This is a genomic window from uncultured Erythrobacter sp., assembly GCF_947492365.1.
Lineage (GTDB): Bacteria > Pseudomonadota > Alphaproteobacteria > Sphingomonadales > Sphingomonadaceae > Erythrobacter.
Map to the genome: position 1 here is coordinate 1,296,063 of NZ_CANLMB010000001.1, position 22,127 is coordinate 1,318,189.

Sequence of the window (22,127 nt, forward strand, 5' to 3'; positions counted from 1 at the left end):
ACATCGGCTCGCATGAGACCTTATCACAAAACCGTCCTCGTCCGCTCGCTCGACGTCAGCGTGCGCCATTACAATGCGCTGCTCCCGCTGCTCAGCTTTGCGAAGGATAAGGAGCACAAACTAGATCTGCGGTGACGTCCGCTTTAACCTACCATTCTGAGTCATCGGCGTACGGCGTGAAGGGGTCGTAAGCGGAACGACTGATCCTATCCCCACAATAGAACTCTAAACACCTTCCGCCGCCAACCCCCAACCCTAATCCTTGATCACACCGGTTCGGCCAAGACGTCAGAATGTCCGTGCTCCATCAGCCTGTCGAGGCTGACCTCGTGGGCGCGCGCGTCTGGTTCGATCCGTTTGAGGCGGTAGCCCAGCTCTTCGGTCAGCAGATTGCGCAGCGCCTGCGCCTTTTCTGGATTCCCGTCGAAGAAGTCGGTGTGCCATTCGAGGATCAGCTTTGGCCGATATTGCGACAGCGTTTGACGCGCACCCGCCAGCACCTGATGCTCAAAACCTTCGACATCGATCTTGACCAGATCGACGCGGTCGAGCGCAAGGTCGGCGACAGTTCGGTCGAGTGTGCGGCACTCCACTTCGCGGGTCGAGATCGTCTCACCATAATCAGACCGCGCCGCTTCTGCGACACCGGCCAGCATCGTGTTGCTGCCCTGCCTCGTGGCGAACTCGTATAGGGTCAGCGTGCCCTCGGCCTCACCCAAGGCGCAGCGCACAATCTCGGTGCGGCCTTCGAAACCGTTCATGACGATATTTTCGAACAGCAAGGCGGCGATTTCGGGGGCAGGTTCGACCGCGATCACACGGCCCGCATCGCCTACACACGCGGCTCCTATCAGCGAATAAGTGCCGAAATTCGCGCCGATATCGATAAAAGTCATGCCCGGCTCGAGCAGGTCGCCGATCACGTCGGTCAGATTGCGATCATAATATCCGTCGCGGATAAGGTGCGGTGCGATCGCAGTGTCCGCCCCATTTACCAGCATAAGGTGCCCGAATGCAGTCTCAAGCAGCACCCGCCCATCCCCGACATAGGTCGATGGCGCCCGCGATGTTCGAGGGTGGCGCGCCGGTCTGCGCCACGCTGCAAGAAGCGCATCGCTGATCATCTTGTCACGGTCCAACAGGTGCGGATTATCAGGCGCAACCGGCTCGCCAGAATGCGAATAGATTACGAAAACTTCGTTGGCGAAGGTCGGGGTGAAGAATCTGGTCGCCGAAAGGAGGTGCTCACCCGGCACTTCCTCGATCCTGCCCTTATGGATGATAACCGCGCCCAATCGCGCAAAGTTGGGCGCATTGTCGGCTGACCAGCATCCCGGCAGCAACGCATGGAAGCCGGCCGGAGCGAGAACATGCGCAGGCTTGTACCCGGCATCGCGGACATGCGCCGCTGCAGCTTTCCAAAAGGGATCGAAGGCTTCGGTCATAAACTCGCGACCTAAACTCCTGCCGCCGCCAGCGCCTTGTCCATATCCTCGGTAAGGTCGGCGATATCTTCCAGCCCGACATTGATCCGCAGCAGCCCTTCGGTGACACCCATCTCGTCGCGCGCCTCCTGCTCCATCCCCGCATGCGTGGTGCTGGCAGGGTGGCACATCAGGCTGCGCGCATCACCGATATTGTTGGAGATATCGACCAGCTCCAGCGCGTCGAGGATCGTGAAGGCGCGCTCGCGTGTGCCCACGTCGAAAGCGAAGATCGGGCCGGTGGCTTCCATCTGCGCGAGCGCGAGATTGTGGCGCGGATGGCTTGGCAGGCCGGGGTGGCGCATCTCGCCGCCCGCTTTGACGATGCGCGGCTCTAGGAACTGTCCCAGCTCCACCGCGCTCTTGCTCTGGTGATGCGCGCGCAGGCTCAGCGTCTCCAGCCCCTTGTGAACCACCCATGCGTTGAAGGGAGAGATGTTAGGGCCGGTGTTGCGCTGGAAGGGGAGCAGCACTTCGTCAATCCACTCTTGCGAACCGCACACCGCGCCGGCGAGCACTCTGCCCTGCCCGTCCATCAGCTTGGTCGCAGAATAAGCCACGACGTCCGCGCCGAACTCCATCGGGCGCTGCAAGGCCGGTGAGGCGAAGGCGTTGTCGACCACTGTGGTGATGCCATGCGCGCGGGCGACGTCGCAGACATGCTTCAGGTCCACCACGTCTAGCGTCGGGTTGGCAGGGGTTTCGAAGAAAAAGACCTTGGTGTTGGGCTTGATCGCCGCTTCCCATTGGTCGTTCTCGGCGCTGTCGATCACGCTGGTTTCGATCCCGAATTTGGGCAGCAGGTGATCGACCAGCCAGCGGCACGAACCAAAGGCCGCGCGCGCGGCAACCACGTGATCGCCCGCCGAAAGCTGGCACAGGAGAGCCGCCGTCATTGCCGCCATACCGGAGGCTTGCGCGCGGCAGGCTTCAGCGCCTTCCATCAGCGCGATCCGCTCTTCCAGCATCGCCACGGTCGGGTTCTGGAGACGCGAATAGGTCATGCCCTCGGCCTCGCCCGCAAAGCGATCCGCGACTGTCTGCGCGTCGTCATAGGTGTAGCCCGAGGTGAGGAACAGCGCCTCGCTCGTCTCGCCGTGCTCGCTGCGCCAAGTGCCGCCGCGCACAGCCTGTGTTGCAGGGCGCCAGTTGCGCGTGGTCGCGCGGTCCATTCCGGTGGTCTTTTTCATAGTCTCACGCGATTAGTCGGGAGTGAGGTTGCCCGCAAGCACGCCTTCCCTCGCAGTCGACTCATGCCCGACCGTGCCGAGCATTAGCGCGCCTTCGATCAGCGTCATCAGATAGCGTGCGCCGCCTTCGGGATCGGGATCGCCTTCGGGCATTCGCTGCTTGAGCCATTCGAGCTGACGGGTCATCATCTCCTCGGCAGCCTGTTTGTAGCCAGGCATGCCGCGCGCTGCGCCTGCTACAATTTCCCACCATAGCGACATGAAGCCCTGCATGGCGGGCAAGTTGATCTGCTCCAGAATGCGAGCCACCAACTCACCTCTGGTCTGCGAACGTTCGCTCCCCATCGCCATTTCGAGCGCGCCCGAATAGATGCCTGCTATATAGTCGAGCAGGTCTGCAATCAGCGTCTCCTTATTGCCGAAATGATAGATCAGCATCCGGTCAGAAGTCCCCGCCGCTTTGGCAAGCGGACGCAGGCTCGCCCCGCCCAGCCCATTGGCTATGACGTGCGCAGCGAGCAGCGGCAGCAGCGTTTCGCGGGAAAGTTTGGCGCTTTGCATTTTCCTCTTGTAGCACTTGCTACATTAAGCTAATAATAATTGTAGCACTCGCTACATATTCCTTGTCAAATCCAATCAGGAGCCCCCCATGAGCGCTACCGAAATCTTCTTCATTGCTGGACTCATAGCAGGCGGCATCGCGCTTGTGTCCATCCTCGTCAACAAAAGCGGGCGCGGCAATGCGCTGCTTGCTGCTTCGCTATCGGCAGGCTTTGGCGCCTTTACCGCAGTGCAAATCTGGCAGGAGGGCGCGGAGATGTTCTGGACCAACCACACGCAGAACCTCACCGGCACACAGGTCTGGTGGGATCTCATCATCTGCGCGATGGTAGCGCTGTTCTTCGCCGCGCCGCGTGCGCGTAAGCAAGGCATGAATGTGCCGCTTTGGGCGCTGTTTGTCGGCTGCACCGCTTCGATCGGTCTGCTCGCCATGGTCGCGCGGCTGTTCTGGTTGGAGAATGCCGAAGCGGCCGCAGGTGCGAAACCCACCGCCAAGCCTGCAACCGCATCCTAATCACCTGAAACATCTTGCTCACAATCGGGCGCGTGCCTAATCATCGCGCCCGATGAGTGAGGCCGCCTCCCCCCCATTTGCGCAATCCGGCCCGCCGCCACACCCGCATGATCCGTGGGTCTGGTGCCTGCTGGTTCCGGCGATCTTTGCCGCGCTCGCCAGCATCCGTCTAACGATCCCGAGTGCGCCTTTCTTCGACGAGGTTCATTACCTGCCCGCCGCGCGCGAGTTCCTCAATCTGTGGGCGGGAGAGCCGAGCGCGTATATCAATCAGGAGCACCCGCTGCTGGGCAAGCTGCTGATAGCGACCGGCATGCACATCTTTGGCGACAATCCGATCGGCTGGCGGATCATGCCGCTGCTGGCGGGCGTGATCGCGGTGGGCGCGAGCATGCGCGCGCTGTGGCATGCGAGCCATGACCGCTTTGCCACGCTTGCCTTCGGGGTTCTGCTCGTCACCGGATTTCATCTGTTTGTGCATGCGCGCATTGCCATGCTCGACATCTTCATGGCCGCATTTCTGGCGCTCGCCGCGTGGCAGTTCGCCGCCGCTGTGCGCGAGCCGGAGACGGGGCGCTGGCGGCTTGCGCTGACGGGCATTGCGATTGGCCTCGCGCTTGGGGCCAAGTGGAATGCCGTCCCGCTCGCCTGTGCTTTCGGCCTCACATTCTTTGCCGCGCGGCTTTCCGCCGGACGCCGCCGATTGCTGCTGAGCCGCAGAGGCATTCCGGTGCCGGGGATCAGCCTGCTGGAGGCCTTTGTGTGGCTCGGCATCCTCCCGCTTGCCATCTACGCGCTCACTTTCGCGCCGGGTTACTGGCTGGGCAGCGAAGTCGCTGCCTCCCCGCTCGCCGAACACGGGCTGATCGCGATGCATGGTGAGATGCTTTCGCTGCAACAGCAAGTGCTTAGCCCCCACACCTATCAAAGCACATGGCCGCAATGGGTGATGAACACTCGCGGGATCTGGTATCATTACGCTTTTGCAGACGGTGCGCAGCGCGGGGTGCTGCTGATCGGCAATCCGCTGACGACGCTGGTCGGCCTGCCTGCGCTGATGTGGTGCCTTGTGAGCGGGCTTTATCGCGGCGAGTGGGCCAAGATCGCAGTGGTGATCGGCTATGCAATCAGCCTCGGCCTATGGCTGATCGCGCCCAAGCCGGTGCAGTTCTACTACCACTACATCATGCCTTCGCTGTTCCTTCTGGCGGCCCTGGCGCTGAGCCTGAGCGACCTGCGAGAAGCGGGCCGCAAATACTGGGCTTACGGGGTATTGCTCGGCAGCGCGGCGATGTTTGCGGTTTTCTTCCCGATCCTGAGCGCCGGCGCGTTGGAGGGACCGCAGAGCTTCACCAAATGGGCGTGGATCGCGGGGTGGAGATAAAGGGTCGTCATTGCGAGCCGAAGGCGAAGCAATCCATGGACCTATGTTCTTATGTTGGTGCGGCGCCCCATGGATTGCCGCGTCGCTTCGCTCCTCGCAATGACGAGGATCTAAAACCGCCCCCAGACAAACCGGCTGGATAGGGCGTAGTTCCACACCGATCCGATCAGGATACCCGCCAGCGCGGCTGCCGCCCAGAAGACGCCCTGCCCCTCCAGCAATGTCGCCACCGCGAAATTGGCGAAGGCTCCGAGCGAGCAGGTAAGGCAGAAGCCGAGCCAGCCGCGCAGGACCGCTCCCCAGCCTTTCAAACGCAAATCGCGATAGGTCAGCCAGTTGTTGAGCCAGAAGTTGAAGCTCATCGCCGTCAGAACCGCGAGCGCCTGTGCCAAGGCGAACCCCTCGCCCAGCCCGAAGAGCAGCGCGGCGAGCACCGCCATATGCACCACCACGCCCAGCGCGCCGACTGTGCCGAACAGCGCGAAGCGGGTCGGGATCACGCGGCCCAAAGTCTTGTCATACAGCCCAGCGAGAAAGTCGAACGCCACCGCACGGTCGAGCTTGCTTTGCCCCTCGCGCCGCGCGGCAAAGTCGAGCGGGAACTCGCGCACCTTCATCGGCTGGTCGGCGCTTGCGAGCACGTCGAGCAAGATCTTGAACCCGATGCCTGACAGGCGCGGGACGAGCGCGCGCGCGGTGCTGGTGGGAAGCATGAAATAGCCGCTCATCGGATCGGTCAGTTCGACACCTGTGAGCCTGCGCGCGAGCCTGTTGGCAAGGCCTGACAGCTTCTCACGGCTCGGCTCGGCCCAGCCGTCGGTCTTCGCGCCCTCGGCAAAGCGGCTGGCGACGCAAATCTCGGCCTCTTGCCGTTTGAGCGCCTCCAGCATTTCCGCAAGCAGCGCCGGATCGTGCTGGTGGTCGGCGTCCATCACAGCGAAATAGGGCGCGGCGGTGGCGCAAAATCCTTCGATGGCAGCGCTTGCCAATCCGCGTCTTCCGATGCGCTGGATCACCCGGATGCGGTTGTCGCTCAGCGCGAGTGCGCGTGCTTCGTCAGCGGTGCCGTCTTCGCTATTGTCATCGACGATCAGGGCTTCCCACCCCTCGGCACCCAACGCCTTCTCGATCCGCTCGATCAAGGGCGCGAGATTGCCGCGCTCGTTGAGCGTGGGGAGGATGATGGCGAGTTCGAGCGTCACCCGAGGCTACGTATCAGAGCCGCTCCAGCACCGCATCTCCAATCGCCTGCGTGCCGTAATCGCCGCCCAGATCGCCGCCGTGAATACCGTCGGACAGCGCCTTGCCCACCGCCGCATCGATCCGCGCGGCTTCGGCTTCCATACCGAATGAATGGCGCAGCATCATGGCTGCCGACAGGATCGTCGCCATCGGGTTGGCTTTGCCCTCGCCGGCAATGTCAGGCGCGCTGCCATGGATCGGCTCGTAAAGGCCGAAAATACCATGCGCAGTGCGGCGCTCGCCCATAGAGGCGCTGGCCAGCAGGCCAATCGAGCCGACCGCAGCGCTGGCCAGATCGGACAGGATATCGCCGAACAGATTGCCGGTCAGGATAACGCCGAACTGCGCCGGATTGCTGATGATCTGCATCGCGGCATTGTCGACATACATATGATCAAGCGTGATATCGGGGTGCGAAACGGCCGCCGCCTTCACGCTGTCGCGCCAGACCTGACTGGTTTCGAGGACATTGGCCTTGTCCACGGATGTCACACGATGCTTGTCGCCGCGTCCGCGAGAGGCGCGAAAAGCGGTCAGCGCGATCCGCTGAACTTCGGTTTCGCAATAGGACATCATGTCCCAGCCTTCGCGGCTGCCGTCCAGAGCGACCTTTTCCCCTTTGTCGCCGAAATAGACATCGCCGGTCAGCTCGCGCACAATCAGCAGGTCCAGCGTCTTGGCAATTTCGGGCTTGAGCGGCGAGAGATGTTCGAGGCCTTCGAAAACCTTTGCGGGGCGCAGATTGGCGAACAGGTCCAGCTCTTTGCGCAGACCAAGGATCGCCTGTTCGGGTCGCAGCGAGCGCTCCAGATTGTCGCATTCCGGATCGCCCACCGCGCCGAACAGCACCGCGTCGCTTTCCTTCGCCATGGTCAGCGTTTCGAGCGGGAGCGGGTGGCCGTGGCGCTTGTAAGCGATCCCGCCGACATCGCCGTCAAACAGGGTCAGACCGGGCAGGTCGAGCGCCTCGAGCACCCGCACCGCCTCACGCGTTACCTCAGGACCAATCCCGTCACCGGGCAGAACCGCAATCTTCATGTGCTAATCCCACTATTCCATGCGAGCGAGCCGCTCGCCAAGCGCCACCCGAGCAGCCATAACATCGCGCGGGTTTCCGGCAAGCAGATGCTCGCCAATCGGGCGGTGAAGCTGGCGAAAGGCGCGGAATTGCGCTTCGAAATCCCCAGAAATCTCCGGTTTCTGGCCGCCATAACCCAGCTCGCGCAGCAGCATCGCCTCATAGGCGACCATCGCCGCGAGCCAGCCGCGGGCGCTGGGCGCATGGCAGATCGCGGTGAGCAGACCGTCGAGCGCGGAATAGAGCGAGGGATAGGGATTGCGCTCGGGCAAGGTGCTGGCGGTGAGCGCGCAGGCCCACTGGATCGCGGCAGCAGGCAGCGGCTCGGTCATCCACGGGGCGCGGCTTTCTGCCAGCTCGATCCGCGCAAAGGGAAGCTGGCTTTCGGACTTCGAGCGCAGTTCCAGCGCGACCGCATTGCCGGGGATCATCACAGGGCGCAGCTGCCGCCCTCGCCCGCCGGCAACATAGCCCGCGACCAGCCCGTGCTGCTCGGTCAGCAGCCGCGCAATCGCCGCCGTCTCACCATGCGCGCGCGATGCAATCAGAATGGCAGGCGCGCTGAGGTTCATTCGCTGCCGGAAAGCCCCAATTGCTCTTCGATAAATTGCGCCTGCTGGCGATAATAGAACAGCTGGTTCGACAGTTTCGCCCAGCCGTGCCCTTCATCGGGAATGCGGATGAAGGGTGCCTCGACCCCGTTTGCGCGCAGGGTCGTTACCATCACTTCGGTTTCGGCAATGTCGATGCGCGGGTCCATCACGCCGTGCGAGAACAAGACCGGCACGGTGATCTGGTCGGCTTTGCGGATGGGCGAGTTCACGGTGTAATATTCGCGCCAGCGATCCTCGGTAATGTCGCCATATTCGATCCGGTCGGCGGCCTTCAAAGCGGGTGAGGCGATCTCGAGCGCGGTCACCCAATCGGCCACACCGTATAGCGAGACTCCCGCGACAAATTCGCCCGGATACTCTGCCAGCACGGCATTCACCGCATAGCCGCCATAGGAGCCGCCCATCACCGCCGCGCGGTCTCCGTCGATCAAACCGTCGGCGGCCAGCGCGTTCTTCAGATCGACCAGATCGCGCACCGAATCGAGCCGGTTTTCGCGGTCATCGAGCGTCGAGTAAGTCCGCCCAAGACCTGTGCTCCCGCGCACATTGGGTTCGAACACCGCGACACCGCGCGCGACGTGATATTGCGCGATCGGATCATAATTGGCCTGCGACTGCCCCGAAGGCCCGCCATGGACGGAGAACAGCACCGGCGGTGCGTCCGCGCCTGTGCCCGCCCCTTCGGGCAGGTAGAGCAGACCTTGCAGTTCCACCCCGTCGCGCGCGGTGTAGCGCACCACTTGTGGGCGCACGAGCCGCTCAGGATCAAGCCCGGCCATATTGGCCGCGAAGATGCGGTTTGCCGTGCCCTGCTCCGGATTGGTCATCCAGATCTCGCCCGGCGTCTGCCAGCCATTGACGCGGATCAGCAGATCGCCATCGCCCTCGCAATCGAGCGCATAGGTGCCCTCCGGCATTTCGGGCATGGAAATCGGGCGTTTCTCGACCACGTGCCAGCCGCGCAGCTCATCGAACCCGTCGCGGTTCATGGTGAAATAAAGGAACGATCCGCCCGGCCCCGCGCCGCACAATTCGAGGTTTTCGACATCGGCATCGGTTTCAAAGACGCGCTCGAACGAACCGCCTTCGACGCTGTAGAACGACAAAGTCCCGAACTCACGGTCGCGATTGGTGGAGAAGTAGAAGCCGCTTGAATCGGGCCACCACTCAAACCCTCCAAGTGTGTGGCTGGCGCGGTCCTCGACCGCAGGTTCTGAAATCGTGGTCAACTCGCTTGTGGCAAGGTCGAGCAGATAGAGGTTGTCCGCATCCTCTCCGACCCGCTCCGTCACCAGCGCATATTTGCCATCGGGAGAGATCGATTGCGCCGCGAGGCCTAGCTCGGCTTCGACCAGCAGCTCGCTCTCGCCCTGCATTGTCCCGCGGTAGATGTCGAACACGCCGGTGCCGCGCGCGGTTGAGGCGTAGATGAAGCTGCCATCGGCGGCGAAATCGCCAAAGATACGGAAATCGCCCCGTGCTGCGGGGAGCACTTCGGCCTCGCTCATACCGTCGGGGGAAAGCGCGAAATAGCCCGGCTGTTCGTTGCCGTCGCGGTCAGCGGAGTAGAACAGGCTGGAGCCGTCGGGAGTCCAGATCGGCGAAAACACACCGGTTTCAAAAGTGATTTGCTGCGGCTGTCCCCCGCTCGAAGGCATCACCCAAATCTCGTACTGACCGCTCACATCCCATGTGAATGCGATCGTCTCGCCATCGGGCGAAAGGTTCGCCGCCAAAGGCCCCGAAGCGAGCAGATAGCGCGCAATGTCGGCAGGATATTCGCCCGCGCGCCCGATCGTGACGGCAGAGCCATCAGGCTCGATAGCCTCGATCGACATGTCCGCGCCCGATGCGCCGCCAAAGGTCGCTTCGTCATCCTGAGCGGACAGGGCTGCGGGCAAAGCTGCGCAGATAGCGGCAGTGCTCAAAAGGATTGTGCGGATCATGGGCGGCGTCCTCTGGCTGGAAAGAAACCAGCCTAACGCAATGCTGCCACTATTGAAAAGGTCGAAGCGCTTCTCAGCCCTTCAGCTTGGCTTCCAGCTCGGCAACTTTGGCTTCGAGCGCGTCGGCCTGCTCACGCGCCTTTTGCGCCATAGCCTTGACCGTCTCGAACTCTTCGCGGCTGACAAAGTCCATGCCGCCCATGGCTTCGCGCATACGCTCGCGCGCGCTCTCACGCGCCTCGCGGGTCATGCCAGCCATGGTTCCGGCCGCGCTGTTGGCGAGTTTGACGAAGTCGGCGATGATCGGGTTTTCGCTTTGCATGGCGAGCTATTTGGCGATGCGAGGGCGCTTGGGCAAGGCCCTTTGTTTTGCGCATCGCCTCCGCGATGCGATTTCCTCGCTCACGCGACCTAAAGGTCGCATCGCTGCGGGCGCGCCGTCGCGCTTGCGACGCCTGCGGCGTCGAACCATTCCAAGCTATTTAACGTATCGCGGAGCACGGTTTGCGACTAGCAGACCGCAAGGCCGACTGGCCGCCCGCAGCGGGTGCGGCTTGCCGCACGTCTAGCGAGGACGCTCGCCCGGAGGGGTGAGCGAAAAACTAGAGCTCTATCCGCTCCACCGCGCCGTCGGGCATGTCCGCGCCGCCATCGGGGTTGGCCTGGATGAACTGATAATTGAGAACCGCAGCGAAGATAACCCATGCCAGATAGGGGAGCAGCATCACCGCGGCGAGTTTGCGCACCCGCCAAAATATCGCGATCACGGCCAGCAGGCTAACGATGACATAGACCATCACATAGAGCGCGCTCACCATGTCCTGCATTCCGAAGAAAACCGGCGTCCAGGCAAGGTTGCCGATAAAATGCAGTGCGAAGGCGATGATTGCGATGCCTCGGCCATAGGCGCCCCATGCGCTGACGACGAGCGCGAGCGAGAGACCGATCATTACATAAAGCACCGTCCACACGATCCCGAACCAGACGGGCGGCGGGAAGATGTCGGGCTTCACCAAATTCTGGAACCAGAGCGTATTGGGGCTGCCCAATCCGCCGGCGAGAAAGCCGAGTAACACGATAAGCGGCACCAGAAATAGCGACCAGCGCAGGAAACTGGCGCGCAATTGCGCTTTCGAAGCGAGTAAGTTCATCGTCTCTCCTGACAGGGCAAAGCGATCACTCGCGCTCCACCCGGCATGCAGCAATCCCGTTTCAATTCTGCGCCTCGATTCGCATCTGGCGATTCGGACCTCGAAAGCGCGATCCGGCGATACACGAGCACTCCCAATGCGCCAATTCCCGCCGCGCTGACCTTGCGCCAACCGCCTCATTTTCCGCCGATTCTGGGTCTGGATCAGAGGAAAATCATTAAGACCATTCGCGCTTTCGCCTCATTGTGTTAGCTTCGCCACATTCTTGCCGCGATTCGGGGCGCTGTTCGGCAGGAAAAACATTATGCGCCTAACTTTATCATCTGGAATCCGGGCTCTTTCGCCGGGAATTCAATGAGGGGAACGATTTAAATGAAAAAGACCAACTTTGCATCGATGCTCGCTGTCGCTGGCGGCCTCGCAATTGCAACCGCTGCATGCTCGGCTCCGGCTGACGAAGGCTCGACCGACGCTGACGAAACTTCGGTTGAAGAAGTTGCAGCAGAAGGCTGCTGTGCAGCTGCTGAAGGTTGCTGTGCTGCCGCAGAAGGCTGCTGTGCAGCTGAAGGTTGCTGTGCCGCAGAAGGTTGCTGCGCCGCTTCTGAGTGCGAAGCTGCATAAGCTTCACGCACTTGCGTAAAACATTCCGGCCGATGGCAGCTCAGGTTGCCATCGGCCGTTTTGTATCCAGTTACCGTGACGTACAGTTACTCAAACTTAAGCCCTAACCCGCCAAGAATTGCCGACCATGACCCCAGTCGAAGCCGCACACACCGTTATCGAAACCATCACCGCAATGGCGCAGGAGCAAAAACCGCTCATGTTGCGCGTTGTACCCAAGGACAAGGTGCATTTCTGGAAGCACTATCCGGAAAAAGACGCCCGCGACAAACATTGCAAATCGCGCTGGTATTATCACGTCCACGCCGCCGGCTCGCGCGACGAGGATGAGCACGGCCACTTTCACCTCTTTCTCCACCGCTCACAATTGCCTGAGGGGCTGGAGCCAAAGGTTTGGCCGCCGCAAGGTGAAGACGCAAAGGCGCATGTCACCCATCTGATCGGCCTGTCGATCAACACCGTCGGCATTCCGCGCAGCTGGTTCACCGTGAACCGCTTTGTGACCAACGAATTCCTGTTCCCCGCCGAGACGATGATCGAGCATCTGCCCGACTTCAATGTCGACCACACCAATCAAGACGATCTGGTCAACCGCTTCGTCACCGCCATGGTCGCGCTCTACCGCGAAGAGATCGCCGATCTGCTGCGCCAGCGCGACGCGAAACAGGCCGAGCTTGAGGCCGAGCACGGCGAAAAGGGCTACGAAAAGGCCAGCGGCGTGGAAGTGCTTTCACAGATCCCGATTGACCTCGATGCGAAGATTTCGGGGATGGATCTCTAGGCTTCGTCATTGCGAGCGAAGCGAAGCAATCCACGGACTAACGGTTCAGTTCGAAGAACAAGTCACGCCATTCGGGGTTCGAGGCTGCAACAAGCGCAATCTTCTTCGCGCGCGACCCGCCCTTCAACTGCTTCTCGCGCGCAATCGCCGTATCCATCGTGGAGTGGAGTTCAAACCACACGAGCCGCTTGCAGCCGTAGCGTTTGGTGAAGCCTTCGACTTGACCCTCGCGGTGCTGCCAAGCGCGTTTCGCCAAATCAGATGTAACACCGACATAGATTGTGCCGCGTTTGTGGTTTGCCATGATGTAGACGGCGGGCTGGAAATTGTCTGATCGGTCCATGGATTGCTTCGCTTCGCTCGCAATGACGAATTAGCGGCGCTTTGCTGAGACCAAAAATTCCACATTGCCCTGAGGGCCGGTGATCGGACTTTGCACGATCCCTTCAATGTTCCAGCCAAGCCCTTCAAGCCATTGGCGAACTTCGCCGCACACCCGCTCATGCAGCGCGCTATCGCGGACCACGCCGCCTTTGCCGACCTCGTGCTTTTCGACCTCGAATTGCGGCTTGATCAGCGCGACCAGCTGGCATTCCCGCGCCGCCAGTTCGAGCGGGCGTTCGAGCACTTTGGCAAGCCCGATAAAGCTCGCATCGCACACCACCCAATTGCATGTCCGATCGATGTGATCGCTTGTGAGGATGCGCGCGCTGGTCTGTTCCAGCACGGTGACGCGATCATCCTGCCGCAGCCTCCAAGCGAGTTGGTTGGTGCCGCTATCGACCGCAAAGACATGCGCCGCGCCGCCTTGCAGCAGCACATCGGTAAAGCCACCAGTCGAGCTACCAATATCCATCGCCACCGCGCCCGCCGGATCGAGCGCGAAATGCTCGATAGCGTGCGCCAGCTTGATCCCGCCGCGGCTGACCCATGGGTGATCACGCCCGCGCACTTCGAGCGGAGCGTCTTCGGCGATCTGCTGGCCGGGCTTGGCAACCTTTTCCTCACCGGCGAAAACCACGCCCGCCATCACCAGCGCCTGCGCACGGGTGCGGCTTTCGGCGAGCTCGCGCTCAACCAGCAGATGGTCGACCCGCTTTTTGGTGCGTTTTTTGGGAGTTTTTGCGTTGCTAGTCATGGACCTGAAAGCCGTTAGCGCGCATTGAAGCGGCATGAAAGCGATCTACTTGCAAGCAGCTGGCGCATTGGCGCTGACATTTGGAATAGCAGCATGCGTCCCGCAGGCCCAGCCGCCCGCTCCAGCGCCGCCGCCGGTGGTCACTCCTGCCCCGACGCCAACCCCAACGCCGCCACCGCCGCCGGTCGTTGAGGAGCCGGTCTATGACAGCTATCTCGACGCTCCGCAGACGCCGGGGACATGGCTCTATGTCGAAGAACCGGGCGAGACTTTGGCTGTGTTTGGCACCGGACCGGGCGAGGGACGCTTTCTGGTTCGCTGCGCGGCGGGCCGCATCTACCTTGGCCGTGCTACCGAGACGCCTGCCACTCAAAGCCGCGCAATGAGCATCACAACCGAGACCACCACCCGCCGTTTGCAGGCAAACCCCGTTCCGCGGCGAGACGCACTTCTTGCTGTCGAACTGGACCCGCGCGACTCTATCCTCGATGCGATGGCGCTCTCCAAAGGGCGCATTGCCATCGGGGTTGAAGGCGAACACACGCTCTACCTTCCCGCATGGGTAGAGATCAGCCGCGTGATCGAGGATTGTAGATGAGATTCGTTTCTTAATTTCCACAGTCTGAGCGCTCGCCGCGCATTCCCGAGACCCTGAATCAAAAAGCGCCCGGGGTCTTCCCCTAGGCGCCGCGTCTGTCCTTATCGGGACAGGCGCAGGATTATGACGTGGGAAAAGATTTATTCAAGACTTGTGTCCGCGATTCAGGTGATTCACAAATGCAGGTGAGGCCAGCGGCACACGCGGCTCTCGGCCCGGCGGTGAAACGCGGGTCTTGGCTTAAAAGCGCGAAAGGAGGTGATCCGATGTCTCATGGTTCAGTAGAGAGGTCGGCAAGTTTCCGCGCGAGGCATATTCGGTAGGTCGACAACCGAGTAAGGCTTCGTGAGCGGCGCTTACCGCCGCTGACCATGAAAGGGCGCTTTGAGCTTAGGCCAAAGCGCCCTTTTAGTTTGATGGGTTAGTCAGGCGCGCGCCAAACCTACCATTGCTCTTCGAACGAAATACCCAATCTCCAAACGGTCAGTTTATCCGCGGGGAGCCCTGACGCATCCGATGACACGGCACGGTCGCCGATAAAGTCATCGGCCAGATTTACATCTTCGTAGGAATAGTTCAGATCGAGCTTCGAGGTGCATCCCCCCAGATCAGCCAGCGCCCCGCTGCCCATATCGATCAGCCGACCGCCGTAATCCCATTCGAAACCGTAAAACCGGAATGGTTCACCGTTGATATCCTGCACGCGCGTGGCGCTATCGCCGATTGCCACGCCCCCGACAGTCCATGCCGCATCTCCGGCAAAATCGAGATAAGCGACCGGTCCGCTCCCATTCTCTTCGGCGAAAACGACTTCGATTTTGCGCGTTGGATCATCGCCCCAAAGCACGATGCCGGGCACGAAGAAGCCCTCTCCGACATGAATGTCCGTCCGCGCTGCGTCATCGCCGAAGCGGGTGAGCACGTCCTGCGCCGTGTCCGAACGCTTTACCGGGTATGTGCAGTTGACTTCGCTCGCGGCGATCACTCCGTCATTCACCACTTCCGAAGCTTCAATCGCGCCGTTTGGCTCGCTCGTTCTGGCTGTAGCCGGAGCTTCGCTCGCCTGCTGGCACGCCGCGACCATGCCAAGCGCACATATGAAAATTGTCGATCTTGCACGCATTACTTCACCCCTTTGCATGTTGCAGGCAGTGTGCGCCCATTTTACTGATTTTCAAATCTCATTTGAAAAAGATCGCGCATCTGATTACCGGCATCCCCATGCAATTCGAGACGATCCCTCACCCCTCGCCCACTCCCGACGCTGCACGCGAAGCCGCTATTGCCGATCCCGGTTTCGGTAAGGTCTTCACCGATCACATGGTCACGATCGACTATGACGAGGATCAGGGCGGCTGGCATTCGGCGCGGATCGGCCCGCGTGAGCCTATCGCGCTCGATCCCGCCGCATCGGTGCTGCACTATGCGCAGGAGATCTTCGAAGGGATGAAGGCCTTCGCCCATGCCGATGGCAGGATGGCGATGTTCCGGCCTGAGGCCAATGCGAAGCGTTTCAATGACAGCGCGCGCCGCATGGCGATGCCCGAGATTCCTGAAGAACTGTTCCTTCAGGCGGTCGAGCTGGCGGTTAAAACCGACGCCAAGTGGATGCCGCCGGTCGAAGGCGGCTCGCTCTATATCCGCCCCTTCATGTTCGCATCCGAGGCGTTCCTCGGCGTGCGTCCGGCCAAGCAATACAAGTTCGTCGTGATCCTCGTCTCTTCGGGCAATTACTTTGCCGGCGGGGTCAATCCGGTGAAGATCTGGGTGAGCCAGGACTATGTCCGCGCAGCCCCCGGCGGCACCGGAGCGGCCAAGACCGGCGGGAACTACGCCGCCTCGCTGGTCCCGCAAGCCGAAGCCATCACCCATGGCTGCGATCAAGTGGTCTTCCTCGATGCGGTAGAGAAGAAATGGATCGAGGAACTGGGGGGCATGAATCTGTTCTTCATCCGCCGCGACGGCAGTGTCATCACCCCGCCGCTCACCGGCACGATCCTGCCCGGGATCACCCGCGACAGCCTGATCCAGATGCTGCGCGAGGAAGGGCTTGAGGTGCGTGAGGAGCTTTACTCGATCTCGCAATGGCGCGAGGAAGCGGAGTCTGGCGAGCTGCTTGAAACGCTCGCTTGCGGAACCGCAGCGGTAGTCACGCCCGTCGGCACCGTCGCTTCGCCTGCCGGCGAGTTCACCATCGGCACCGGCGGCATCGGCCAGATGGCGGACAAGATGCGCAAGAAGCTGGTCGGCGTGCAAAACGGCGCGGTCGCAGACAAGCACGGCTGGGTTACGCGGGTTTGATCAATGTCTGATCCCTTTGGTCCCAGCCCCAAAGAGCAATTGCTCCGCGCGATTGTCTTGATTGTATTTCTCGCAATCATAGGATTCGGCCTTTGGATTGCGGCCACGGTCGTCATTTCCGAAGATCAGCCGGTTGTGCATGAAGAGATGACCGTGATCGGATTTGGCATGGGTCAAGGTTATACCGGGGCCGAGCCGATCGTGCGCGTAAGAGACGAAGCCGGGCGCGAATACCAAGTCCCTGGGCCTTCAAACATCGGCGACAGTTGCCAAGTGGGTGACACGATCGCAATCCAGCGACAAGGCATCAAATTGCAAGTCGGCGTTGCGAGGTGCCAGTCAACTCCGTCAAGGAGCGACTAAGCTGTAATTGACTAATGGAGAATAGCTTATGATCAAACTTTCTCTCATTGCACTGGCAATGGCGGCATTCGCTCCAGAACATTCGATCGACTGGAATGACGATGGCAGTCTCCAGATCATGCTCACATTCGCGCCAGAGAATGCGATGGATCCGTTTGATGAGGGCGAAAATCTGCTCGATGACATTGCAGAGCAAACCTGCTCTGCGGCAGACTCGGACAAAAAAGATGCCGATATGATCGACGAAGTTCGGGTGCGCGGCATTGCAATCTCGCCCGAGGGTGAGCGCCTGATCACAATCTCGGCGACCTATGTCTGTAAGTGAGGGCTCCGGCGGGTTTCAAGTCGCAGCGCTCTACCAGTTCACGCCCTTCGCCGACCCCGCTGCCCTGCGCGATCCGCTCTTCGCTGCGGCTGAGAGCGCGGGCGTCAAAGGCACGGTCCTGCTCGCAAAGGAGGGCATCAACGGCACCATCGCAGGCTCGCAGGAGGGTATTGCGCAGACCCTCGACCATATCCGCGCTTTGCCCGGTTGCGGCGGCCTCGAAGTCAAGTTCAGCCATGCGCCGACCATGCCCTTCAACCGGCTCAAGGTCCGACTGAAGCGCGAGATTGTCACCATGGGAGAGCCTTCGGTCGATCCGCTCGCCAGTGTCGGGCGCTATGTCGATCCGCAGGACTGGAACGCACTGATCTCTGATCCCGACACCGTCGTGATCGACACCCGCAATGACTACGAAGTCGCGGTCGGAACCTTCGAAGGCGCGACCGATCCGCGCACCGGAAGCTTCCGCGAATTCCCCGCATGGTTCCGCGAAAACCGCGAGGAATTGCTTGCGGGCAAAAAGAAGGTCGCGATGTTCTGCACCGGCGGCATTCGCTGCGAGAAATCGACCAGCTTTCTGCGCGGCGAAGGGGTGGACGAGGTTTACCACCTCAAGGGCGGCATTCTGAAATATCTGGAAAACGTGCCCGAGGAAGAGAGCAAGTGGCAGGGTGACTGCTTCGTGTTCGATGAGCGGGTGACGGTGCGCCACGGGCTGGAGCCGGGCGATTACAAGATGTGCCACGCCTGCCGCCGCCCGATCGACGATGATGACATGGCCAGCGAGCACTACGTCGCCGGGATCAGCTGCCCGCATTGCATCGACGAAAAGACGCCGGAGCAGCGCGAGCGCTATGCCGAGCGGCAGCGTCAGAATGATCTGGCGCGCGAACGCGAGATGAAGCGCAAATGAGCGCTCTTCCCGTCCTCTATTCCTTTCGCCGCTGTCCCTATGCGATGCGCGCGCGCATGGCGCTCTGGATCGCGGGGATTACGGTGGAACTGCGCGAGGTAAAGCTCGCCGACAAACCGCCCGAACTTGCCGAAGCCTCTCCCAAAGCGACTGTGCCGGTGCTGGTTCTCGAAGACGGCACAGTGGTCGATGAAAGCATCGCGGTGATGCGATGGGCGCTGGCGCAAAACGACCCCGAGGATTGGCTCGGCGGCGATGATGCGGCGCTGCTCGCGCGCAATGACGGGCCGTTCAAACATCACCTTGACCGCTACAAATACCCCACCCGCTATCCGGAGGAGGCGCGCGGCGATGGGGAGAGCTTTCGCCTCGACCACCGCACACACGGGTTGACAATCCTGCGCGACCTCGACTCGCGGCTGGGCGAACACGGGCAATTGTGCGGCGCGCGGCGGAGCTTCACCGATATCGCGCTGTTCCCCTTCATCCGCCAGTTCGCCAACACCGACCGGACATGGTTCGACATGCAGGGATTGCCCCAACTCGAGCGCTGGCTCGAAGACCACCTCGCCTCGGAACTGTTCAAGGCGGTGATGCCCAAATTTGCGCCTTGGAAGGCTGGCGACGAGCCGGTCGTGTTTGGCCCCCAATAAAATCGATCACAGTGAACGAAGATTGCTGCTGGTAGGCAGCCAAGCCGCTCACCAGATATCTCCCGACAAACCGTTAGGAGACAGACGATGATCGAACTGCGTCCCTTCAGCACCCTCGGAGCCGCCAATCACGGTTGGCTCGACGCACATCACCACTTTGCATTCGCCGGTTACCATGATCCCGAGCGGGTCCATTGGGGCGACCTGCGCGTCTGGAACGACGACACAATCGCGCCCGGCACCGGCTTCCCCACCCACCCGCATAACGACATGGAGATCATCACCTATGTCCGCACAGGGGCCATCACCCACCGCGATTCGATGGGCAATGAAGGCCGCACCGAAGCGGGCGATGTGCAGGTGATGAGCGCCGGGAGCGGCGTTCGCCACTCGGAGTACAATCGCGAGGACGAGGACACCACTTTGTTCCAGATCTGGATCATTCCCGATCAGCGCGGCGGTGAACCGGATTGGGGTGCGAAACGCTTCCCCAAAGATGACCGGTCGGGAGCCTTCGTCCCGCTCGCCAGCGGAATCGCCGGTGACAGCGAGGAAGGCGCTTTGCCAATCCGCGCGCAGGCCAGAGTGCTGGGTGCGACGATCAAGGCGGGTGAGAGCGTGACCTACACGCCGTCTGCTGCTGACCGTCATCTCTATCTGGTGCCTGCCACCGGCAGCGTTCGGATCGACGATGTCGAGGCGCAGGCGCGCGATGGCGTGGCGATCACAGCACTCGACAAAGTAACAATCACCGCGCTCGAAGACAGCGAAGTGGTGCTGGTCGACACAGTGTGAGCACGCGCCCACGACGAGGAGCCGGAGCGGGTCTACCCGCTTCGGCTCTTTTCGTGCGGGTTAGAGCTCCGGCAGGCTCTTTCGCAGTTCCTCCAGCCATACATCCGCCACCGCATCGCTCGGTGCGCGCCAGTCTCCGCGGGGGCTGAGTGCGCCTTGTGAGCTGACCTTTGGACCGTTGGGAATTGCGCTGCGCTTGAACTGTGAGAAGCCGAAGAAGCGCTTGAGGAACACCTCCAGCCACTTGGCCACTTCGGCGAGGTCGTATGCGTTCTTGCGGTCTTCGGGGAAACCGGCGGGCCATGCGCCTGCGCTCGCGTCCTTCCACGCATGCCATGCCAGAAAGGCGATCTTGCCCGGTCGCTGGCCAAAACGGATGCAGTGGTGGATGAAGAAGTCGTGCAATTCATAAGGCCCGATATGCGCCTCGGTATCCTGGATCGCGCCGTCATCGCCCGCAGGGACAAGCTCGGGTGAGATAACCGTATCATAGACCGCCATCAGGACGTCGCCGCATTCGGGGGTGAATTGCTCGGTCTGGACAGTCCAGCGGATGAGATAGCGGATCAGCGTCTTGGGCACGCCCGCATTGACGCCGTAATGGCTCATATGGTCGCCCACGCCATAGGTACACCAGCCCAGCGCCAGCTCTGACAGATCGCCGGTGCCGACGACAAAGCCCGAATGCTGGCCCGCAAGGCGGAACAGATAATCGGTGCGCAGACCCGCCTGCACATTCTCGAAGGTCACGTCATAGACCGGCTCGCCCTTCGAGAACGGGTGCCCCATATCTTCGAGCATGCGGGTCGCGGCGGGTTTGATGTCGATTTCTTCGGCGGTGATGCCGAAGGCTTCCATCAGCTTCCACGCATTGCCCTTGGTCCCGTCCGATGTGCCAAAGCCAGGCATGGTGTAGCCGCGAATGGTCGAGCGCGGCAGGCCGAGCCGGTCGCAAGCCTTGCTCGCCACGATCAGCGCATGCGTGCTGTCGAGCCCGCCTGAAATGCCGATCACAAGGCTCTTAGCATGCGTCGCCTGAATGCGGCGCATCAGTGCATCGACCTGAATGTTGAAAGCTTCGTAGCAATCCGCATCCAGTGTTGCCGCGTTGTTGGGCACGAAGGGGAAGCGGCGCACGGGGCGCTGGAGGCCCACGTCGCCCTCTGCGTAGGCGTGCTCGAACACCACGCGGCGAAACTCATCTTCGGGGCGCCCATGCGCCTCGGCAGCGTCGGAAAAGGTCTGGTTGCGCATCCGCTCTCCCGCGATCCGGTCGGTGTCCACATCGACCACGCACAGCTCGGGGGCGAGGTCGAAGCGGGCGCTTTCGGCCAGCAATCCGCCCAGCTCGTAGATCACGCCCTGCCCGTCCCACGCGAGGTCGGTCGTGCTCTCCCCGTGCCCGCTGGCCGAATAGACATAGGCGCAGATCGAGCGCGCGCTGGAGGATCGGCAATGCAGGTGCCGGTCATCCGCACGGCCGATAGTGACGGGCGAGGCAGAGAGGTTGCACAAGATCAGCGCGCCCGCGAGCGCAGCCAGAGTGCCCGGCGGATTGGGCGCCCAGAAATCTTCGCAAATCTCCACGCCGAATGTGAAGCCGGGAAGGTTCGAGGCAGCAAAGACCAGATCGGTCCCGAACGGCACTTCCTCGCCATTCACCCCGATCCATAAGTCCTGACAATTGCGACCATGCGCGAACCAGCGTTTTTCGTAAAACTCGCGGTAATTGGGCAGGTAGCTCTTGGGGATCACGCCCAGAATTTCGCCGCCTGCGATCACGATGGCGCAATTGTAGAGCTTGGCATTGCGGCGCAGCGGAGCGCCCACCACCAGCACCGGCGCAAGGTCAGCGCTCGCCGCCGCAATCTCGCCAATCGCGGCCTCGCTGGCATCCAGCATCGCGTTTTGCAGGTGCAGATCGTCGATGGCGTAGGACGAGATGCAAAGCTCGGGAAAGACCACCAGATCGACGTTCTGCTCATGCGCCTTGTGCGCCTCGGCCATTATGCCTTGCACATTATAGGCGACATCGGCGGTGCGGTGGCGCGGTGTCGCAGTCGCCACGCGGACAAAGCCGTGGGCGTGCATGTCGTAAAAGGAATGGGTCTGGTCGCTCATGCGGCGGGCTTTCGGTTTGGGTGTGTCACTTGAGTCTTCAGGGGCGGGCTCGAGCCAGTCGGCGGGCTCGCAAATGCCAAGTTCGGCGAGGCGTTTTTGCACTTTGGGCCGCGCGACCTTGCCCTTGGCTTCCCAGCCATAGATCGTGCGGCTGGGCCATGGCTTGCCCCCGGGATCGAAGAAGCCCGCACCGAATTCCGCCGCCGAAAGCGGGGGATCGTGCGCCTCTCGCCACAGGCGAATCTTGTATCCAGCCAGATGCATAGGGCATTCAGTATCCTTTTAGGATACAGTTTGCAAGGCTTTGGGAACCCTCGCGCAAGTTCCCGTTTCAGCACGCAAAGCAAAACGCGC

The 22,127-nt window shown here is 61.5% G+C and carries 23 protein-coding genes; 10 read left to right on the forward strand and 13 right to left on the reverse strand.

The window, feature by feature from the left end; all coding sequences use genetic code 11:
- Positions 1-266 precede the first annotated feature (266 nt).
- The 3 genes from Q0887_RS06330 to Q0887_RS06340 are packed head-to-tail and all read right to left on the reverse strand — an operon-like array spanning position 267 to position 3,235.
- Complete coding sequence (locus tag Q0887_RS06330; RefSeq protein WP_299193278.1) at positions 267-1,445, reverse strand: FkbM family methyltransferase; 1,179 nt, start codon at positions 1,443-1,445, stop codon at positions 267-269.
- A gap of 11 nt (positions 1,446-1,456) precedes the next feature.
- A complete protein-coding gene (locus Q0887_RS06335) occupies positions 1,457-2,674 on the reverse strand; it encodes an aminotransferase class I/II-fold pyridoxal phosphate-dependent enzyme (RefSeq protein ID WP_299193280.1) in 1,218 nt (405 codons plus the stop codon).
- Between the two features lie 12 nt (positions 2,675-2,686).
- Complete coding sequence (locus Q0887_RS06340; protein ID WP_299193282.1) at positions 2,687-3,235, reverse strand: TetR/AcrR family transcriptional regulator; 549 nt, start codon at positions 3,233-3,235, stop codon at positions 2,687-2,689.
- 88 nt (positions 3,236-3,323) lie between these two features.
- Here Q0887_RS06340 and Q0887_RS06345 point away from each other — a divergent pair, with 88 nt between their 5' ends.
- Positions 3,324-3,749, forward strand: a complete 426-nt coding sequence (locus Q0887_RS06345) for a hypothetical protein (RefSeq protein ID WP_299193283.1) — start codon at positions 3,324-3,326, stop codon at positions 3,747-3,749.
- A gap of 52 nt (positions 3,750-3,801) precedes the next feature.
- Complete coding sequence (locus tag Q0887_RS06350; protein ID WP_299193285.1) at positions 3,802-5,133, forward strand: phospholipid carrier-dependent glycosyltransferase; 1,332 nt, start codon at positions 3,802-3,804, stop codon at positions 5,131-5,133.
- A 110-nt stretch (positions 5,134-5,243) separates the two neighbouring features.
- On the opposite strand, the gene Q0887_RS06355 is transcribed toward Q0887_RS06350, so the two are convergent.
- The 6 genes from Q0887_RS06355 to Q0887_RS06380 form a co-directional block, all read right to left on the reverse strand.
- On the reverse strand, positions 5,244-6,335 hold the full coding sequence (locus Q0887_RS06355; RefSeq protein ID WP_299193287.1) for a glycosyltransferase family 2 protein: 1,092 nt from the start codon (positions 6,333-6,335) through the stop codon (positions 5,244-5,246).
- Between the two features lie 13 nt (positions 6,336-6,348).
- Entirely contained in the window at positions 6,349-7,413 is a 1,065-nt protein-coding gene (leuB, locus tag Q0887_RS06360) for a 3-isopropylmalate dehydrogenase (RefSeq protein WP_299193289.1), read from the reverse strand.
- 12 nt (positions 7,414-7,425) lie between these two features.
- Positions 7,426-8,025, reverse strand: a complete 600-nt coding sequence (locus Q0887_RS06365; RefSeq protein WP_299193291.1) for a recombination protein O N-terminal domain-containing protein — start codon at positions 8,023-8,025, stop codon at positions 7,426-7,428.
- Positions 8,022-10,013, reverse strand: coding sequence for an alpha/beta fold hydrolase (locus Q0887_RS06370; RefSeq protein ID WP_299193293.1), 1,992 nt, complete (start codon positions 10,011-10,013; stop codon positions 8,022-8,024). The genes Q0887_RS06365 and Q0887_RS06370 overlap by 4 nt, the downstream gene beginning before the upstream one ends.
- Before the next feature lie 73 nt (positions 10,014-10,086).
- On the reverse strand, positions 10,087-10,335 hold the full coding sequence (locus Q0887_RS06375) for an accessory factor UbiK family protein (RefSeq protein WP_299193295.1): 249 nt from the start codon (positions 10,333-10,335) through the stop codon (positions 10,087-10,089).
- 280 nt (positions 10,336-10,615) lie between these two features.
- A complete protein-coding gene (locus tag Q0887_RS06380; RefSeq protein WP_299193296.1) occupies positions 10,616-11,164 on the reverse strand; it encodes a TspO/MBR family protein in 549 nt (182 codons plus the stop codon).
- A gap of 372 nt (positions 11,165-11,536) precedes the next feature.
- Here Q0887_RS06380 and Q0887_RS06385 point away from each other — a divergent pair, with 372 nt between their 5' ends.
- Positions 11,537-11,785, forward strand: a complete 249-nt coding sequence (locus tag Q0887_RS06385) for a hypothetical protein (RefSeq protein ID WP_299193297.1) — start codon at positions 11,537-11,539, stop codon at positions 11,783-11,785.
- 127 nt (positions 11,786-11,912) lie between these two features.
- Positions 11,913-12,566, forward strand: a complete 654-nt coding sequence (locus Q0887_RS06390; protein ID WP_299193299.1) for a hypothetical protein — start codon at positions 11,913-11,915, stop codon at positions 12,564-12,566.
- Between the two features lie 37 nt (positions 12,567-12,603).
- Here Q0887_RS06390 and Q0887_RS06395 read toward each other — a convergent pair whose 3' ends face one another.
- Both Q0887_RS06395 and Q0887_RS06400 read right to left on the reverse strand, forming a co-directional pair.
- Positions 12,604-12,909: a GIY-YIG nuclease family protein gene (locus tag Q0887_RS06395; protein ID WP_299193301.1), complete on the reverse strand. Its 306-nt coding sequence runs from the start codon at positions 12,907-12,909 to the stop codon at positions 12,604-12,606.
- A gap of 30 nt (positions 12,910-12,939) precedes the next feature.
- Positions 12,940-13,704: a TlyA family RNA methyltransferase gene (locus Q0887_RS06400; RefSeq protein WP_299193302.1), complete on the reverse strand. Its 765-nt coding sequence runs from the start codon at positions 13,702-13,704 to the stop codon at positions 12,940-12,942.
- A gap of 34 nt (positions 13,705-13,738) precedes the next feature.
- On the opposite strand from Q0887_RS06400, the gene Q0887_RS06405 reads away from it, so the two are divergent.
- Complete coding sequence (locus tag Q0887_RS06405; protein WP_299193304.1) at positions 13,739-14,302, forward strand: hypothetical protein; 564 nt, start codon at positions 13,739-13,741, stop codon at positions 14,300-14,302.
- 442 nt (positions 14,303-14,744) lie between these two features.
- On the opposite strand, the gene Q0887_RS06410 is transcribed toward Q0887_RS06405, so the two are convergent.
- The gene (locus tag Q0887_RS06410; RefSeq protein ID WP_299193306.1) at positions 14,745-15,425 is read right to left on the reverse strand and encodes a hypothetical protein; all 681 of its coding nucleotides are present in this window, start codon (positions 15,423-15,425) and stop codon (positions 14,745-14,747) included.
- Positions 15,426-15,523: 98 nt separating this feature from the next.
- Between Q0887_RS06410 and Q0887_RS06415 the strand changes: the two genes are divergently transcribed.
- The 5 genes from Q0887_RS06415 (at position 15,524) to Q0887_RS06435 (ending at position 19,652) form a co-directional block, all read left to right on the forward strand.
- Entirely contained in the window at positions 15,524-16,603 is a 1,080-nt protein-coding gene (locus tag Q0887_RS06415) for a branched-chain amino acid aminotransferase (RefSeq protein WP_299195258.1), read from the forward strand.
- Between the two features lie 391 nt (positions 16,604-16,994).
- Positions 16,995-17,291: a hypothetical protein gene (locus Q0887_RS06420; RefSeq protein ID WP_299193307.1), complete on the forward strand. Its 297-nt coding sequence runs from the start codon at positions 16,995-16,997 to the stop codon at positions 17,289-17,291.
- Positions 17,278-18,204, forward strand: coding sequence for a rhodanese-related sulfurtransferase (locus Q0887_RS06425; protein WP_299193309.1), 927 nt, complete (start codon positions 17,278-17,280; stop codon positions 18,202-18,204). Before Q0887_RS06420 ends, Q0887_RS06425 begins: the two co-directional genes overlap by 14 nt.
- Positions 18,201-18,857 (forward strand): glutathione S-transferase, encoded by a 657-nt coding sequence (locus Q0887_RS06430; protein ID WP_299193311.1) that lies wholly within the window; start codon positions 18,201-18,203, stop codon positions 18,855-18,857. The genes Q0887_RS06425 and Q0887_RS06430 overlap by 4 nt, the downstream gene beginning before the upstream one ends.
- 87 nt (positions 18,858-18,944) lie before the next feature.
- The gene (locus Q0887_RS06435; RefSeq protein WP_299193312.1) at positions 18,945-19,652 is read left to right on the forward strand and encodes a pirin family protein; all 708 of its coding nucleotides are present in this window, start codon (positions 18,945-18,947) and stop codon (positions 19,650-19,652) included.
- A 60-nt stretch (positions 19,653-19,712) separates the two neighbouring features.
- On the opposite strand, the gene Q0887_RS06440 is transcribed toward Q0887_RS06435, so the two are convergent.
- Positions 19,713-21,773 carry an NAD(+) synthase gene (locus Q0887_RS06440; protein ID WP_299195261.1) on the reverse strand — a complete coding sequence of 687 codons (2,061 nt, stop codon included), beginning with the start codon at positions 21,771-21,773 and terminating at the stop codon, positions 19,713-19,715.
- Positions 21,774-22,127 lie beyond the last annotated feature (354 nt).